Origin of the sequence: Chitinophaga pinensis DSM 2588, from assembly GCF_000024005.1 — a bacterium.
GTDB classification, from domain to species: Bacteria; Bacteroidota; Bacteroidia; order Chitinophagales; family Chitinophagaceae; genus Chitinophaga; species Chitinophaga pinensis.
On record NC_013132.1, the window covers coordinates 3370835 to 3388210 of the forward strand.

The 17376-nt window shown below is 46.0% G+C and carries 14 protein-coding genes; 7 read left to right on the plus strand and 7 right to left on the minus strand.

Going from position 1 to position 17376, the window contains the following annotated elements; genetic code table 11:
• Positions 1-30: 30 nt before the first annotated feature.
• The gene (locus CPIN_RS13710) at positions 31-1026 is read right to left on the minus strand and encodes a hypothetical protein (RefSeq protein WP_012790403.1); all 996 of its coding nucleotides are present in this window, start codon (positions 1024-1026) and stop codon (positions 31-33) included.
• 639 nt (positions 1027-1665) lie between these two features.
• Between CPIN_RS13710 and CPIN_RS13715 the strand changes: the two genes are divergently transcribed.
• The 3 genes from CPIN_RS13715 to CPIN_RS13725 all read left to right on the plus strand — a co-directional run bounded on the left by CPIN_RS13715 (position 1666) and on the right by CPIN_RS13725 (position 7005).
• Positions 1666-3111 carry an amino acid permease gene (locus CPIN_RS13715; RefSeq protein WP_012790404.1) on the plus strand — a complete coding sequence of 482 codons (1446 nt, stop codon included), beginning with the start codon at positions 1666-1668 and terminating at the stop codon, positions 3109-3111.
• Between the two features lie 99 nt (positions 3112-3210).
• Positions 3211-6441 (plus strand): S41 family peptidase, encoded by a 3231-nt coding sequence (locus CPIN_RS13720; RefSeq protein ID WP_012790405.1) that lies wholly within the window; start codon positions 3211-3213, stop codon positions 6439-6441.
• An 87-nt stretch (positions 6442-6528) separates the two neighbouring features.
• Entirely contained in the window at positions 6529-7005 is a 477-nt protein-coding gene (locus CPIN_RS13725; RefSeq protein WP_148230566.1) for a hypothetical protein, read from the plus strand.
• Between the two features lie 46 nt (positions 7006-7051).
• On the opposite strand, the gene CPIN_RS13730 is transcribed toward CPIN_RS13725, so the two are convergent.
• The 4 genes from CPIN_RS13730 to CPIN_RS13745 all read right to left on the minus strand — a co-directional run bounded on the left by CPIN_RS13730 (position 7052) and on the right by CPIN_RS13745 (position 11781).
• Positions 7052-7897: a hypothetical protein gene (locus CPIN_RS13730; protein ID WP_012790407.1), complete on the minus strand. Its 846-nt coding sequence runs from the start codon at positions 7895-7897 to the stop codon at positions 7052-7054.
• A gap of 210 nt (positions 7898-8107) precedes the next feature.
• Positions 8108-9853 (minus strand): M56 family metallopeptidase, encoded by a 1746-nt coding sequence (locus CPIN_RS13735; protein ID WP_012790408.1) that lies wholly within the window; start codon positions 9851-9853, stop codon positions 8108-8110.
• A gap of 14 nt (positions 9854-9867) precedes the next feature.
• Positions 9868-10269, minus strand: coding sequence for a BlaI/MecI/CopY family transcriptional regulator (locus tag CPIN_RS13740; protein ID WP_012790409.1), 402 nt, complete (start codon positions 10267-10269; stop codon positions 9868-9870).
• A gap of 141 nt (positions 10270-10410) precedes the next feature.
• Positions 10411-11781: an aminotransferase-like domain-containing protein gene (locus CPIN_RS13745; RefSeq protein ID WP_012790410.1), complete on the minus strand. Its 1371-nt coding sequence runs from the start codon at positions 11779-11781 to the stop codon at positions 10411-10413.
• Positions 11782-12203: 422 nt separating this feature from the next.
• Here CPIN_RS13745 and CPIN_RS13755 point away from each other — a divergent pair, with 422 nt between their 5' ends.
• From CPIN_RS13755 to CPIN_RS13765, 3 genes are all read left to right on the plus strand, one after another.
• Positions 12204-12824 carry an FMN-dependent NADH-azoreductase gene (locus CPIN_RS13755; RefSeq protein WP_222838203.1) on the plus strand — a complete coding sequence of 207 codons (621 nt, stop codon included), beginning with the start codon at positions 12204-12206 and terminating at the stop codon, positions 12822-12824.
• A 45-nt stretch (positions 12825-12869) separates the two neighbouring features.
• Positions 12870-13328, plus strand: coding sequence for a GNAT family N-acetyltransferase (locus CPIN_RS13760; protein WP_012790413.1), 459 nt, complete (start codon positions 12870-12872; stop codon positions 13326-13328).
• A gap of 295 nt (positions 13329-13623) precedes the next feature.
• On the plus strand, positions 13624-14259 hold the full coding sequence (locus CPIN_RS13765) for a DJ-1/PfpI family protein (protein WP_012790414.1): 636 nt from the start codon (positions 13624-13626) through the stop codon (positions 14257-14259).
• A gap of 84 nt (positions 14260-14343) precedes the next feature.
• On the opposite strand, the gene CPIN_RS13770 is transcribed toward CPIN_RS13765, so the two are convergent.
• Together CPIN_RS13770 and CPIN_RS13775 are read right to left on the minus strand one after the other, a co-directional pair.
• On the minus strand, positions 14344-15501 hold the full coding sequence (locus CPIN_RS13770) for an alginate lyase family protein (RefSeq protein WP_012790415.1): 1158 nt from the start codon (positions 15499-15501) through the stop codon (positions 14344-14346).
• 280 nt (positions 15502-15781) lie between these two features.
• The gene (locus CPIN_RS13775) at positions 15782-16177 is read right to left on the minus strand and encodes a VOC family protein (protein WP_012790416.1); all 396 of its coding nucleotides are present in this window, start codon (positions 16175-16177) and stop codon (positions 15782-15784) included.
• 136 nt (positions 16178-16313) lie between these two features.
• On the opposite strand from CPIN_RS13775, the gene CPIN_RS13780 reads away from it, so the two are divergent.
• A complete protein-coding gene (locus tag CPIN_RS13780) occupies positions 16314-17312 on the plus strand; it encodes a GlxA family transcriptional regulator (RefSeq protein WP_012790417.1) in 999 nt (332 codons plus the stop codon).
• Positions 17313-17376: the final 64 nt, after the last annotated feature.

Here is a 17376-nt window from a genome sequence, read left to right on the forward strand (position 1 = left end):
TTGGCAGGATACAAAGGTACTAACTTTTTGTTAGCGCTGGCATTTGATATCATAGAGCATCCTGCCGCGTCTGCCATTGGCTTTTCGCACAAAATGGAGTTCAACCTCGTTTCCTGGCAACACTTTGGCACCGATATTCTCGATGGGTCTGACCAGGTATAGTTTGTCGCAGATGCGATAATAGACATCTCCTGTGCCCCGGTTAGGTTGCATAGTAGAGATGATTTCGGTGACCTTTCCCCGGATGATTACCTTACTTTCAGCCTGCGTATAGCTATTGTAAACATAGTAGGCTGGTGTGGCCAGGAAGAAGAAGACCAGGTATACGCCGGCAATGACGAGGTAGAGGTTGGAATAATTACCTTTGGCTATGCCTCCCAGCAGTAGTATGAGTGCCAGACCAGTACAACCGGTCAGGAAGAGTTTGACAAGGGTGGCCTGTTTTTCTTTCATCAGTTGCAGGTCGTCCGGGGTGATACGGGCAGTGGTCTCACGGTAGTAGGTATGCGGGTATTCTGCTTTCAGCAGGATGTTGCCTTTCATACTGATGTGGAGGATGACTTCATAGTTAGTCAGACCGGAAATATTGCTGATAATGGCTTGTTGATAAGTAGATTTTTGTTCAAAGAAAAAGCTTCTGTCCGGCAGGGCGGATTTTACTTCAATGACTTCGTGGTTGTAGGTGATATATTGCAGATCTCCTTTGGGACTGGCAATGAGATTCTTGATGCGCATACGCACTATTTTTTTCCTTCCTTTATGCAGGCCGCTTCTGCTGCGTTTTCTCATTTTAAGGGCGCTGCGCCACATAAAAAAGCAGATAGCGATAGAGATAAAAAGGGTAACGGATACGGGAATATAGATGCGTGCTTGTCTGCCACACACGGCCATCAGCAGTAATGATGCGAGAATAAGCGTGATAGCGGTGAACAATAACAGCAGCAGCCAGCGTATACCCGTAATTCGTCCTGCAGTTTTCAGGAGCCGGATGTCTTCATTGGTAAGAGGGCCTTCTTCTTGTATCATGTACTTAAAGTTAACGAAAAAGAAGGATCGGCAATATTGTAGGCAGCATCATAAGTCAGGTTAAAGGGATATTGAAGTAATAAATGTATAATGTTTTTTCAAATTCGTATCTTCGTTACCGAATCTCACCTGATTAATCTTTCCCTCTGCTAAAAGCCGATATACCGCTATTAATATCCCCCGATATACCTACGGTATAAATCTGCATATTCTACGGTGATCTGTTTAATCAGATAATTGTCATGCATACACTTGCCGGTAGTAACTAAAAATCTGCTCAATATTTTTTACTGATTTTGAAAATGACTGCTGTCATCACAGTAGCAGTGACGCTGTTGAAAGACAGAAGGAGTATTTCGCTGTAAATCAATACGGGAGAAGGTTTATAGGGATTGAATCTACCTGTGTTGTGAGTGGAAACCGCTTAAAAAAAGATAAGCCGCCCTATAAAGAGCAGCTGTCTGATATCCCTATACCTATGAAATATAAGACTGTAAGATATAAAAGAGGTCGCTTGATATAGTTAATGACTCGTTAACAAAACCAAAATAGTTTCGTCTTTTAAATGTCATGTTAAAGCCTATTAATTTTGTAGGGTAATCTGAAGCGATTACCTTTGCAGCCAAACCAACTTTACCTGTGATAAAAAAGTCAATTGAGAGTCTTCAACAGGAAGCAGCCCAAAGCGGGGCCAATACATTAAAACGCAATCTCGGAGGCGTTAATCTTATTGCTATAGGAATTGGAGTAATCATAGGCGCCGGACTGTTTTCCCTGACAGGTATCGCTGCTGCTAATAACACCGGACCAGCCGTTATACTGTCTTTCCTGCTGGCAGCCGTAGGCTGTGCTTTCAGTGCGCTTTGTTATGCAGAACTGGCCTCTATGGTGCCTGTAGCAGGTAGTGCCTATACGTATGCCTATGCCACGATGGGGGAACTGTTTGCCTGGATCATCGGATGGGACCTGGTACTTGAATATTCCGTAGGCGCTGCTACCGTGGGTATCAGCTGGTCTAAATACCTGGTGACCTTCCTCGCTAAATTCAATATTCATCTGCCAGCACAACTGGTCACGTCTCCTTTTGAACTGGTCAAACTGGCGGATGGTACGCAGATACATGGGTTTATCAATCTGCCCGCTGTATTAATCATCGTATTCATTACCTCTATTATCATCTTTGGTACGAGAGGTTCCGCCTTATTCAATGCGATTGTAGTAGCACTGAAGATCAGTGTTGTATTGGTCTTCATCGCTTTAGGATGGCATTATATCAATCCGGAAAACTATAAACCTTTTATTCCGCAGAATACCGGCGAATTCGGGCACTTCGGACTGAGTGGTATATTACGTGGTGCAGGTGTGGTCTTCTTTGTCTTCATTGGTTTTGATATCGTTGCCACCATGGCACAGGAAACAAAAAACCCTAAAAAGAACATGCCGATAGGTATTCTCGGTTCCCTGATCGTGTGTACAATTCTTTTTATCCTGTTTGGTTACGTGATGACCGGTCTGGCGCATTATACCGAGTTTAAAGACAACGCTGCCCCGGTTGCAGTCGCCATTGCACATACCCCGTATGAGTGGTTGTTCCTCGCTGTGATCGCAGCTATCCTGATCGGATATACGTCCGTGATACTGGTAGATCTCCTCGGACAGTCCCGCGTGTTCTACTCCATGAGTAAAGACGGTTTGCTGCCACCGGTATTCTCCAGATTACACCCGCGCTTCGCAACGCCTTACAAATCCAATATCGTACTCTGCGTGTTCATCAGCCTTTTCGCCGGACTGGTACCTATTCATGTAGTAGGAGAAATGACCAGTATCGGTACCTTGCTTGCCTTCGTAATGGTATGTCTGGCAGTGATCATCCTGCGGAAAGAACAGCCCGATCTGCCAAGAACATTCAGAACGCCATGGGTGCCGGTAGTGCCTATCCTGGGTATTCTGACCTGCTTACTCATGATGTTCTCCCTGCCCCTGGATACCTGGATCAGGCTGATTGTATGGTTACTGATCGGTTTTGCCATTTACTTTGGTTATGGCCGTAAACATAGTGTGGTAGCCAAAGGACAGCAACCTTAAAAAAGCAAACCATCAGGAGAGCGCACCTTTTATCATTTCCTCACTGGAATACGTCATTGCATTTGTTATATTGAGAGGCGAATTAACAGCCGCCTTTTTATGAGAAAACTACTACTTGCCTTGACGATGTGCTGTACTGCCGGCTTTAGCCAGGCGCAGGATAATGCACAATGGCTACGATATCCCGCTATCTCTCCTGATGGTAAAACCATCGCCTTCGGTTACAAAGGAGACATCTACCGCGTAGATGTAAATGGTGGGGTTGCAGTACCTGTCACCATTCATGAAGCACAGGACATGATGCCCGTATGGAGCCATGATGGTAAATACCTGGCTTTTGCCAGTGACCGCTACGGTAACTTTGATGTATTCGTAATGCCTGCTACCGGCGGTACCCCGGTTCGTCTGACCTACAACAGCGCCAGCGATTATCCTTACGACTTCTCACCTGATAATAAACAGGTACTTTTCGGCAGCTCCCGTAATGCACCTGCTGCGAGCGTGCGCTTCAGCTCCGGACTGTTTGCCAATCTGTATACCGTACCTGTTACGGGTGGCCGTTCCCTGCTGGTAAGTGCCGCCGGCGCAGAAAATGCCCACTATAACAGCAAAGGCACACAGATCATTTTTCAGGACAGGAAAGGCTATGAAGATCCATGGCGTAAACACCACACTTCTGCCGTAACAAGAGATATCTGGGTGTTTGATGTAGCTGCGAAAACCTATAAACAGGTGTCCGGCTATGAAGGAGAAGACCGCGAACCACTGTTCGCCGGCGACAATGATATCTACTACCTGAGTGAAAAAGGTGGGATCGCCCAGAACCTCTTCAAAGCATCTGCTATAGATAAAAACAAGATGCAACAGCTGACGAAATTCGAAAAACATCCGGTACGTCACCTGTCTAAATCTGATGATAACCTGCTCTGCTTCACCTGGAACGGTGAAATCTATACCCTCAAAGAAGGACAGCAGCCAAAGAAACTTGCTGTACAGATCTTCAATGACGGCCGTTCTTCCGTTACCAAACCGATTCCCATCAGTGGTAACGTGACCCAGTTTGCTATGCGTCCTGACGGAAAGGAAATGGCATTCGTGGCCCGTGGGGAGGTTTTTGTGACCAGCGTAGAAGGTAATATGACCAAACGTATCACAAACACGCCGCAACAGGAACGTTCTGTTGCCTGGTCGCCTGATGGAAAGAAACTGGTGTATGCCGCCGAAAGGAACGGTAACTGGGACGTGTATCAGACAACCATCGTACGTGCAGAAGAGCCTTATTTCTTTGCAGCTACCCTGCTGAAAGAAGAACCGCTGATCGCTACGGATGCAGAAGAATTCCAGCCGGTATTCTCTCCTGACGGAAAAGAGATCGCTTTTGTAGAAGACCGTAACGTACTCCGCGTATATAATATCGCTTCAAAGAAAAGCCGTACCCTCTTACCTGCCGGCCGCAACTTCTCCTATTCTGACGGTGACTGGGAATTTGCCTGGAGTCCCGACAGCAAATGGATCGTAACAGATGACCACCAGGGTTATTTCAATGTCACCAATGCAGGGATTATTCCTGCGGATGGTAAAGGACAGACAATCTATCCGGTAATGAGTGGTTTTGGCGAAGGCAACACCAAATGGGCGTCAGATGGTAAAATCATGACCTGGCTGAGCGACCGTGATGGTCGTCGCGGACTGGCACGCCAGGGAAGCACAGAAGTAGACATCTTCGGCGTGTTCTTCGACCAGGAAGCTTATGACAGATTTAAGCTGTCCAAAGACGATTTTAACCTCCTGAAAGAGAAAGAAGATAACGCTAAGAAAAAGGATACGGTAGCGGCTAAAAAAGACAGCGCAGCGCCTAAAAAGCCTTTTAATCCTGATTTCAATAACCTGGATAGCAGGATTGTAAGATTTACGGTTAACAGCGCCTCTATCGGTGATTATGTGCTGAACAGCGATGCCAGCAAGATCTTCTATATGGCCGCCTTTGAAAAAGGCTATGATCTCTGGACAACCGAACCGAGAACCGGAGAAACCAAAATACTGGCTAAACTCGGTGGTAGTCCGGGTAGTATCGCCCTGAGCAAAGACGGTAATACCGTGTTTGTCAGCAACCGTGGCAGCGTGGTAAAAGTAGACGCCTCTTCCGGCAAAATAACACCTGTATCCATCAATACGGAGTTTGTACTCGATCAGGAAGCGGAGCGCCGTTATATCTACGAACACGCCTGGAAACAGGTAGTAGACAAGTTCTATGATCCGGCGACACTGAAGAAGATAGACTGGGAAATGTATGCCAAGAACTATGAGCGTTTTCTGCCTTACATCAGCAACAACTACGATTACCAGGAACTGCTGAGTGAATTACTGGGAGAACTGAATGCTTCTCATACAGGTGGCCGTTATTATGGCGGACGCGCTGATGGTGATAACACTGCTGCACTGGGATTATTGTATGATGAAACCTATACAGGCAACGGACTGAAAGTAGATGAAGTGATCAGCGGCGGACCGTTTGACAAGGCTTTCAGCAAACTGAAGAAAGGCAATATCATCGAGCGTATTGACGGAGAAGAAGTTTCCGCTAAACAGGATTGGGCCTTATTCCTGAACCGTAAGACGGGTAATAACGTATTGGTAAGCATCTACGATCCTGCTGCTAACAAACACTGGGACGAGTCTGTAAGACCCATCTCCAACGGTGAAGAAGGTAACCTGATGTACAAACGTTGGGTAAACACCATGCGGACGATGGTAGATAAACTCAGTGGCGGTAAAGTAGGTTATGTACACGTACAGGGTATGAACGACGCGAGCTTCCGTTCTGTATACGACGAAGTAATGGGTAAGAACAGGGAGAAAAAAGCACTGATCGTGGACACCCGTTTCAATGGTGGCGGATGGTTGCATGATGATCTGTATAACTTCCTGGATGGTAAGACCTATCTGAACTTTGCACCACAGGGTAACCGTACAAAATCCTTCGAACCACAGACCCGCTGGACAAGACCAAGCTGTGTACTGATGGGAGAGGGTAACTATAGCGACGCGCATATCTTCCCTTTCATTTACAAACAGGACAACCTGGGTAAACTGGTCGGTATGCCGGTAGCAGGAACAGGTACTGCCGTATGGTGGGAAAGACAGATTGATCAGTCATTGGTATTTGGTATCCCGATGGTAGCAACCTTCGGTAAAACAGGCGATCATCCGCTGGAGAATACACAGCTGGAACCGGATATCCGTGTACCGCTGCGTTATGAAGATGCTTTCAGTGGAAAGGATAACCAGCTGGAAGCAGCGGTGACCGAAATGCTGAAAGAAATTAAGTAACTTGATCCCGGAATAATGAATAAAGGAGAGACTGCTTTATTACAGGCAGTCTCTTTTTTTTAAGGAGCTGTCAATTTACCCTGATCTATGTTAAAAAATCGAAAATGGATGCCGGTTGTCACAGGAGTAGCAATATTTCTTACTTTCTTTGGTCCGGCCTTATGGGACAAATATGGTCCTGCTGCCGGACGATATGGTGTGAAATACAACGAGGAAAGAAAGCGATTAGGTATCCTGCCGCTGCCTGAAGACTGGACGACGCCAAACAGGTCAGAACGCAAGGCATGGTTTCCGCCGGAAGGGCAAAAGAAAGATTCGGTGTATAGAAGTATGAAGATTGTAAATGTGGAAGAGGATGAGATCATCGGCGAATTGGATAATATCGTCCGGAAGGTGGAAGGTGGACATGAAGGGGTGACTATCTATTACTTTTATGATAGTACGCACCACTGGAAATATGAGTTTTTCGCACCGGACCAGCCGCATCATACCATTATTACCGCCGTGCAGGCAGATAGTATTTTGCATGCATGGAATTTCACTGGTTATCGCATAAAAAAATAAAGGCCTCGCCGTAATGGCGGGCCTTTTCTTTCTTCACCAGCAGATTTTATTTTTTCCTCCAGTTCCGCCGGATTGAAATATTCCCACCCTCAGCTTTGTATGAAATACCGGTCTTAATAAGGTCCTGGTATTTACTGATATATTTCTGATAAATAGCGTCTGGTTGTTGCTGCTCATTAAGTGTCATTCCCTGATCGCTGATCACCAGTTCATGTAGATCGCTTTTAGCAGTGATCAGTTTATCGGCTACGAGATCGCTGACAAGGTCATTGATCAGCTTTCTCTCCTCTTCAGCAGCAGCACGGTCTTTATCTGCCTGTGCTCTGTCTTTATCTGCCTGTTCTCTATCCTTATCTGCCTGCGCACGATCGAGGACGGCCTGTTGCCTGTCTTTTTCTGCCTGCTTTCTATCCTGATCCGCCTGGGCTCTGTCGCGATCTGCCTGGGCTTTATCTTTTAATGATTGCTGGCGATCGAGTTCTGCCTGTTTTCTGTCCTGTAAGGCTTGTAGTCTGTCTTTATCGGCCTGTATGCGGTCCAGTTTCGCATGTTCCCTGTCTTTTGCTGCCTGTGCACGATCTTTCTCAGCCTGCTCGCGGTCTTTCTTTACCTGCTCCTTAATTTCATCGATCTGCTTTTGGTAGCTGCCCCATTGCTCCGCAGGAATTGTTTTGCCATCAACAGAGAAAGAGGTCATTTTACCGTCTATGAAGGTCATTTCATAGGTTTGACCATCCTTGTCAGTGCTGATGGTTTCTTCATTGGTATTTGTATTCCTGTTGGTGTGCGTGCCATATATAGTTGGCTTTGGTTTCTTTTGTGCGTAAGCACTGACGCTGCAAATGAGTAAACCAGCCAGTAAAGTGTTACGCATGGTGTTGATCGCGTTCATGTCTGATGGATTTAGTAATTGTTAATAATGTGCCGGTAGGTATAGGCAATAAATTGCCTGTCTCAGCCGGTGACGGTGAAAAAATATTGTTAGTGTATAATGAATAGAAGATAGTGAGGGCAATAAACTGCCTGCCGCGCAGTATGCGCAGTTGTTAAAAACTGAACTTTTAAATGTGAATGATCGGCCTGTGTGTTTAGGTGGCCTGTATTACTGTGCTTTACCCTGATAACGGTTTACGTTATAGTTGCCGTTATAATGCGGCATAAGCAAAGCCTTTTTTTCTGCTTCATGTTTTGCCAGGGCCATTTCATGCACTGCACGTTCCTGATCAGCCTTTGAGCGGTCTATCAGCCCTAGTTGCCGGTCTTTCTCTGCCTGTGCTCTGTCACGGTCGGCTTGTTGTCTGTCTTTGTCTGCCTGTATGCGATCCAGTCTGGCCTGTTCCCTGTCTTTATCCGCCTGTAAGCGGTCGAGTACTGCCTGTTTCCTATCCCGGTCAGCCTGCAATTTGTCCATCATCGCCTGATGTCTGTCTCTCTCTGCCTGCAGCCTGTCTAATCTTACCTGTTCTTTCTGTTGTCTGTCAGCTTCTATCATATAACGCTGTGCCTGTACTTCGGGCGACGGGGCGGACATTTGTGCATCGCTTACAGGCGGTGCAGCAGAAGGTGACGGTGCGGTAGATGGCGTTGGTGCAGGAGATGCTGCTGAAACATGTCGCACTTCTACCTGGGGGGCGACTTTTACCGCCGGTTTATGATGGGTAACGGTGACAATTGGTTCGTGTCGTGTCACTACGATTGCTGGTGGTGTTGGCACAACGGTATCCCGCGGCGGCTTTACAGGAAGTGCAAGAATTTCTTCGCCTTTGGCAAGTACATAAGGCGTATTTATTTTCATGCTGGTATGACGCCCCAGTTGCGTGATGGCAGCGGTGGATAATACCACACTTAACATCGCTATGCCTGTAAAAAAACAGATCTTTTCAGCTGTTCCCAGTGATTGATGCCGGTTGTTGATAATACGGCTGACTCTTTGCAATAACTGGTTTTTTCTGCCAGGAAATGCGACCGCCGGGTATTGTGAAGAAAGCGTGTATTCCTTGAAACTGATCAGCGCTTCGATAAAGGTCTTTTTACTACCTGTTTGCTGCAGGGCGATATCGTCACAGCAATGTTCTCTTTCATCCCGTAAGAGCACAGAGATCCAGAGAAACCCGGGATTAAAAAAGAAGACCGTTTCACAACATACCTGTAACAGATTGATGATGTAGTCATGCCGGCGGATATGTGCGAGTTCGTGTAATAATACGGCTTCAATCTGCTGGGCAGGAAGACCTGCCAATAAACCAGCCGGCATCAGTATAACGGGCTTCAGATGCCCCGCCACTACCGGTACTTTTACAAAGGCAGATTCCAGCAGACGGACAGATTTCGTCACACCCAGCGCTTTGCAGAGCTGTTGTAAACGCTCCAGCCATTCTTCCGCTGCGGTATATACCTGCTGTTTTCTGGCATGACGCAGGTAACGCATTCCCTGTATCATTCTGAGGGAGCGGAAAGCGAAGAACAGCGCCCACAATATTACGAGCAGGTGTGCATTAGCAGAGATATGAGCGGCACTGCTGACCGCCAATGTTTTTACATGCACTGCGTCTAGCCGGAAGAGGGTAGAAGCGCCATGTCCGATACTGTCAGCCAGTGGTACCGACCTTTGTGATATACTGCCTGTCAGTTCCCGGAAGAAGGTGACCATACAGGCCAGCGCAAATGCGGCAAAATGTACTAACAGAATATTGTACCTCACGGCGGATGCCGCTTTGCTGCTTAGCTGTAAGAATATCACTGCCAGCAGCGCAATCAGCATACCCTGCCAGAGGGAATGCACCAGCATCCAGCTGAATGCCTGTAAAAGGCGTTCTCCAAGGGAGTGTATGTCGAGGTACAGATACATGGGCTTGTATTTGACTATTTATCGTCCATTTTTTTCAGCAGCTCTTTTATCTTTTGCAGTTCTTCAGTGGAAGTCCTGTCGTTACCTAACAGGGCGACCATCAGATCGCTGGGAGAGCCGTTATACATAGTATCCATAAAGCGGCCGAGCATAGTACCCTTTACCTTATTTTCCTCCACAACAGCGCTGTAAACATGTTTCATGCTGCTTTCATCACGGTCCAGCATTCCCTTCTCCTTCATTACCTGCATCAGTTTCAGCGTACTGGTATAGATAACGGCTTCTTTCTGCTCGTTCAGCTTATCATGCACAAAACGCACAGTAGAAGGGCCATACTGCCAGAGTACCTGTAGTACGTCCATTTCTGTTTTGGTAGGCACCATATCAGGAGTTGGATCTTTCTTAAATAAGCTCATGTTTCAAAGGTATGTATTAAAAACGTACGTTGCGTTGCATAGGTTCTTTTTTTTTTGAAAAAATTAGGGGAAATGGGGCAAAAGGGTTCTTATACAAGGAAAAAATCCTGTGGAGAATTGCTGTAAGTGTCTGTATTTTAATTATTTCGGTTTGTGGATAGATGTTTTAAGGATATTTACGGCTTTGCTTAACCCGGCTTCATTGAGTGAGGCAAAGCCAAACCGAAGGGCATTATATGTTGCGTTATTCCCCTTGGCGTAAATACTCCCCATTATCCTGAGACCCCTGCCAGCAGCTTTTTCAAGTATTTTGGTCAGTTGAAGATCAGGGTTGAAGCGCAGCCAGAGTGCCATACCTCCGTTAGGTCGTGTTAATTTTAGCACGTCGCCCAGTTCTGTATCTAACAGATCTGCTAAGAAATGGCAGCGCTGACGATATACCTTATTGGCTTTCTGTATTAAACGTGTCAATTCACCGCCCCTAATCAGATTCGAAACGACCTGCTCTGTGAAGATATCTCCTCTCAAATTGATTAGCATTCGCCTGGTAGCGGCAGCGTGGATGAATTTTTCCGGAGCGACCATATAGCCCAGACGGAAAGGGGCGCCTAAGACTTTGGTCAATGATCCTATATATATAATGTTGCCCTCATGATCGCCACTGGCCAGTGGCAGATAAGGTTCATACTGAAACTGGAAGTCATAATCATAGTCGTCTTCAATGACGGCGAGCTGGTAGTGTCTGATCAACCGGAGTAAATGATGTCGCCGTGCTACGCTCATGGTGACGGTAGTCGGATGATGATGATGTGGAATAATATAAATTAGTCTGACCCGCTGCGTTTTCAGTATCTCTTCCACGCTTTCTGTATTCATGCCTTCACCGTCAACCGGCACCCGGATTAATTCCGCCCCCAGTTGCTCAAAGACCATATTAGCGAAGATATAGCTGGGTTCACAAACGATCACTTTATCCCCTGGTTTAATGATCAGGGCCGCCGCTATGTAGATCGCCATCTGGGCGCCTCTTGTAATCAGCAGATTGTCGGTTTTGATATCTATTCCCCGCGTCTGGTTCAAAAAGTCGCACAGCGCATGTCTGCAATCTGAAGATCCTTCGATGTCCCAGCCTGCGCTTATTTTCTTCAACACGGAATGATCCAATGCATGTCTATATTCTTTTAGCATCACCTGACTGGGAAGCAATGTTATATCAGGAAATCCATCATCAATGATGATCCCGTCTTTAGCCGGTAACGATAAGGGATAAGGAAAGCTGTCAGATTGTTCATATTCAAATCCGGGATCTGCATCATATGCGCCGATCCGGCCATTATGGTAAGACTGTGGCCTTAGGACCGGTAAATTAGGTGATACGATGAAGCCTTTGCGTGGCAGATTATCCACCCAGTTGCCCGAAACCAGGGTTTCATAAGCTGCCACAATCGTTTTCCGGTGTAGCCCCAGATCAAGTGCCAGTGTACGCGTACTTGGTAATGCCGTACCTGGCAAAAGTTTTCCTTTATAAGGTGAATGAATTGCATAGCAATCTGGTTAAAAACAGCCGCGTCGCTGTTTTTATCTATGACAAGCAAATTTTTATAAGGAAGCATATAAGCGCAGCTATGGAATGACAGCTGTCAAAAGTAGCCAAAATGTGATAGGAATCAAACTGCTGAAATTGATAAATCAGCTGGACTACCTGAATATTATTGTCTGGCCCGTCAGACAGGTTTTCACCTGGGATAATTTTGCCTCGTTAATGAATTACGAAATGCACAACAGTTATCCGTCTATCCGATCATTGTTTCGATATTCAAAAGAGATTGTTTTTTGGCCTGTACCAGATCCCCTGGGCTGTTTGGGGAATCCTGGAGAGGCTAACGTCTACATCGGTATTACAGGAACAATGTATCTGTTTTAAATCTATTGTAATGATGAATAAAGTATTAATAATAAACGCGAGCGCCCGTAAGGAACGGTCATTAAGCAGGTATATGACCAATGTATTTGTCGAAACCTGGCAAACAAAATATCCGGATGATGCTATTGTTTACAGGGAAGTCGGACAGGAGTCTATTCCACATGTAACAGAAACATGGATAGCCGGGGCTTTTAAACCAGCTGCATTACGAACCGCAGCACATTTAGAAGCGCTTAAAATAAGCGATCAGCTGATTGCCGAACTAAAAGAAGCAAATGTCATTGTTGTGGGTTCACCCATGTACAACTGGTCCGTACCCAGCGCACTGAAAGCATATATTGACCAGGTGCTGCGAGTAAACGAGACGGTCTTAGTCAGTAAGGATAATCCTGAAAACCCCTATACAGGATTATTGAAAGAGAAAAAGGTGTACTTGCTGATGGTGCGCGGTAACGACGGCTATGGTTCAGGGGAATATTATGAGCACATGGATTTCCAAAGTAACTATCTGAGGACAGTGTTCACTATTATGGGACTTGAAGACATATCAGCCGTCACAATGGATGGTGTAGATATGGGTGCAAAACTACTGGATGTCGCCGCAGAAAAGGTGAAGAGACTAATAGTGTAATTATACACAAAAACATAAAGGACTAATCAATAACAAGTTTATAAAATGGAGATAATCATCGCTGAAACAAGAGAACAGATAGCATTTTGTAAGGAAGCGCTTTTTGCATTCAGGACAAACCTGGATAGTGCCACTTATATCGACCTGATCATAGATATGATGGCTCAAGAAGCATTTAAGCTGGCATATATACCTAATGAAGACAACACGAAAGCAGCAGCATTCGTCGGTTATAGGATAATGCATACATTAAGAACAAGCTGGTCTATTTATATAGACGATCTGTATACCGATCCGGAATCCCGTGGTAAGGGCTATGCAGGTGCGCTCCTCGACTTTGTAGATGGTGTCGCATTGGCAGCGGATATTAAGTTTGTACATCTTGACAGCGGGTACATGTTACATGATGCACACAGGCTTTATCTGAACAAAGGATACGTGCTTGCCTGTAATCATTTTGCAAAGAGCCCATTGCTTTCACCGGCAGCATCTGGCAGCAGGTAAATAAAGTCATCCAATGATGAACGCTGAACTACTTCCCATTTTATGAATATCATTGTAGGAACTACTTTCCTTTTGGATCTTGTCTATATACGCAGTATTTTCATACAGTTGAAACGGGAGGCTAAGTATCCATGGCGGCGGCTGTAAATGCATCATTTAATGCAAAAAGACATTGGATGAAAACGGAATCACCCGAATCAAGAAGATACTTTATTAAGTCGATGGTGGCGGCAACAGCTTTGCTGTCGCTGGGGCCATTGAGGGAATTGCCCGAACAATAGGGGCGCATACAGCTATGATGGAAAACAATGATAATAAATTGCAACTGGGCATGGTGGTATTTGATGGTTTTCAACTGCTCGATACTTTCGGTCCGTTGGAGATGTTTGGCGCCCTGAAAGACAAGGTAGATATACTGATGATCGGGGAGCGGTCCGGAATCGTAAAAAGCAGCGCAGGTCCTGCTGTGGTCGTTGACCGTACCTTTGACGAAATCACCACGTTGGATATGCTGCTGATTCCAGGAGGTATGGGAACCCGGCGGGAAGTGAATAATCAGCCCTTTGTGGACGCCTTCAGGAAATTGGCCGAACGTACACCTCATGTGGCCTCTATCTGTACCGGGGCGGCTATATTGGCCAGAACCGGGTTAATTGACGGCTTAAAAGCGACCACCAATAAACGGGCATTTAAATGGGCGACCAGCCAGCGTGATAAGGTCGTCTGGATAAAGCAGGCCCGTTGGGTGGAAGACGGAAAGTTTTTTACCTCTGCAGGTGTTTCAGCAGGCACTGATATGGCCCTGGCGCTTATACAAAAACTATTCGGACATGATGTTGCTATCAGTGTCGCCAATGGAGCCGAATACGAATGGAACGAGGATCCACATCACGATCCATTTGCGAAACTAAATGGTCTGATAGATGACTGAATAAAAAAAGACCGTTCCTGGTATATACCGGAACGGTCTTTTTTTATCCGCTAATAGCCTGTTGATGCAATTGATAGTGTGTTATCAGATACCTGGTACGTTAAAATGCGTGTAGGAGGTAAAGCCAAGGAACGTTTTGTCGTTAGGTACTCCTAACGGATCCTGCAATTCCCGGAGGTATTGCAGGTTAGCTGTTTTATAATAACCATATGCGACTTCCGTACCAGGGAATACCGGGCTGGAAGTTGAGCATTTGTTACAAGAAGTAGTTTGATTATATGCCGCTCTCATGTAGTCATATCCTTTGCTGAGCAGGTTGGAATTGAACGTCCAGAGGGAATTATCCCCTTGTAGCTTTGCCAGTTGCGCTGCGTAGGAGAATGCAGTCAGTGAATACTGGAAATGCACGCAGTCATTTCTGTCACAGTACTCCGGAATGGTACCATCTGCTTTGATAATAATCGGCAGGTGCTGTGCGATGATGTTATAGCCATTCTGGTAAACTGTCGCGCTGTTCAGGAAAATGCCGATCGCCATCTTTGCATAACCTGCGGAGGCATTCCAGTTGTTGTTGTACGCTGGCGTGTTGTTGATGTAATTGTTCTTTACCAGGTTCAGGTAGTTATTGAACTGGTTAATATCGGCATCTGACCAGCCGGCTGATTGTCCGAATGCTTTGTAATAGCGTATGATCTCTGCTGCTGCTACAAAACTGGGCGTCGTCCAGGATGCTTCCAGGGAGGGCTGGTACTGGTTAGCCCCGTCCATTAACGCATATTGTTTAAACGTGTAGGACCAGCCGTTCAGAATGGCAATGCACTGTTGTGCATAGGTTGCTGTACCGGTTTTCGCCCAGCGGAGTGCCAGTGCATACGCCAGTACGGCGTCTTTTCTGATCTGGCTTTTGGATTCTGTAGTGGCTCCGTTGGAACCCACGGTAACGGTTTCCCAGAATTTTGTCGGTAAAGCATTACCATTGACAAAATCCAGTACTTTCTGGTAGGCGGCGGAACGTATGGCCTCGCCACCGTTGACCTGCGAGCCGATCAGGTCCAGACTGGCCTGTGTATTCAACACGCCCGGATGAACAAAAACAGCGGGCGCCACTCCGGCTGCTGCTGTCAGACTTTTGTTGAGCAATGGCGCATTGCTGTTCTGATCCTGTTTTTTGCACATAAATAATAAAGTGGCCATAGCTGCCATAGTCATGCAAAGGAGGAGGGAATTGATGGTTTTCTTCATGTTTCGAGGGATTTGAATTCGGCTATTGCGGAATACGTTGCGGTCTTGTAGAAGTATATGATATGAAAGCGTGCTCATAGTTAGGTGTGGAATGTATAGGGAAAGGAATTAGCAATTAGGATTAGGAATTAGCAATTAGGAATTAGCAATTAGCAATTAGCAATTAGGAATTTCTTCTATTATTGACTCCATTGTAAACAATATTCAAAGACTTCCACCGCCGCAATAATCTCCGCTGCATTACAATTCTTAATTCTTAATTCCTAATTCCTAATTGAATTTACAGCTGCTGGTACAGCATCATATGTGCGCCGGCAGGGTCTTGTATCAGACAGTATACTGCTTCCTGTCCCATACTGCGTTTTTCACCGATGATCTTCCCGCCGTGCAGGGTACACTGTTCCATGCTCTTTTCAAGGTCATCAACAGCGACATAGATCATCCATTGCGGAGGAATAGAACTATTCTGTCCTTTCGCATGACAAACACCGGTTGTGGTCATCGTATGATCGCCTTCTCCGGCGTCCGGCACCTGCATGACGTAGTCATCATATTCTCCCATACTGAGGGGAGATTTTTCCCAACCGATCACCTGACGATAAAAGTCACTGACAATACCTGCGTCTGGAACGGTAAGGTCATGCCATAAAATAGTACCTGCTTTTTTCTTTTCCATTGATTTCGTGAATTACGTACCGTAAGATACGGAACTAGAATCTTTTCTTGAACATCTTAAAAACACAGTCATAGGGGGTATTTGGGACAAATGTTGTAACTTAACAGGTACTTGTTTTAAAACCTGTAATTACGTTATGACGAATCTGGCATTGTTGCTCACTTACAATCATCGGCTGATCAGTACGGCCGCGATTCTTGATGTGTTTGAATCAGTCAATTCGATGTATGCCGCCGGCCAGCAGCCAACTTGTTTCAATATACAGCTTGTCCTGCCTGACCAGGAAGGTGTAGACATCTTACCGCATTACGGCCGCTATAGTACGGTGCCGTTGAAAGATGCGGTGAAAGCAGATGTTGTGTTGATTCCCGCTTTCATTGCAGGTGATGTAGATATGGCTATTACCGCCAATAATACGTTCATCCCCTGGATCCGTCAGCAACATCATGCAGGTGCGGAAATAGCCAGTTTTTGTACCGGCGCATTCCTGCTGGCGGCTACCGGTCTGCTGGATGGTAAACCTGCCACTACTCATATGAATGCCTGTCCCGCTTTCGCCGGTCATTTTCCCGATGTGTTACTGCAACCTGATAAAGTCCTGACGGCGGCCTCCGGTATTTATACCAGTGGTGGCGCTACCAGCACCTTTCACCTGTTGTTGTACCTGGTAGAAAAATACTGCGGACAGGACATGGCTGTAAAAGCTGCCAAACTGTTTGCCATTGATATGGACCGTGACACACAATCCTATTTCGGTATGTTCCTGCCTGATAAAAAACACGCAGATCCACTGATCACGGAAGTGCAACAGCGGATGGAAGCCCAGTTTCGTGAAGCGCGTAATGTGGAATCTTTTATGGAAAATATTCCTGCCAGCCGCCGCAACTTCGTAAGGCGCTTTAAACAGGCCACCGGTATCACACCGATCGAATACCTGCAGAAAACGCGTATAGAAGCCGCCAAGAAAATGCTGGAACAGACAGGTAACAGTATCCTCGCTGTAATGCTCGATTGCGGATACAACGATATCAAAGCTTTCCGTAAAGTATTCAGAAAAGAAGTCGGTCTGACGCCCACAGAATACAGGTTCAAATTTGCCGGTAGCCGTAATGCCTCCCTGCAGATGGAAATGTGATCTTTTTGCGTAACTTGACAGGACTTCACGAAGGGAAACGGGAATAGATTATATCAACCAGTGG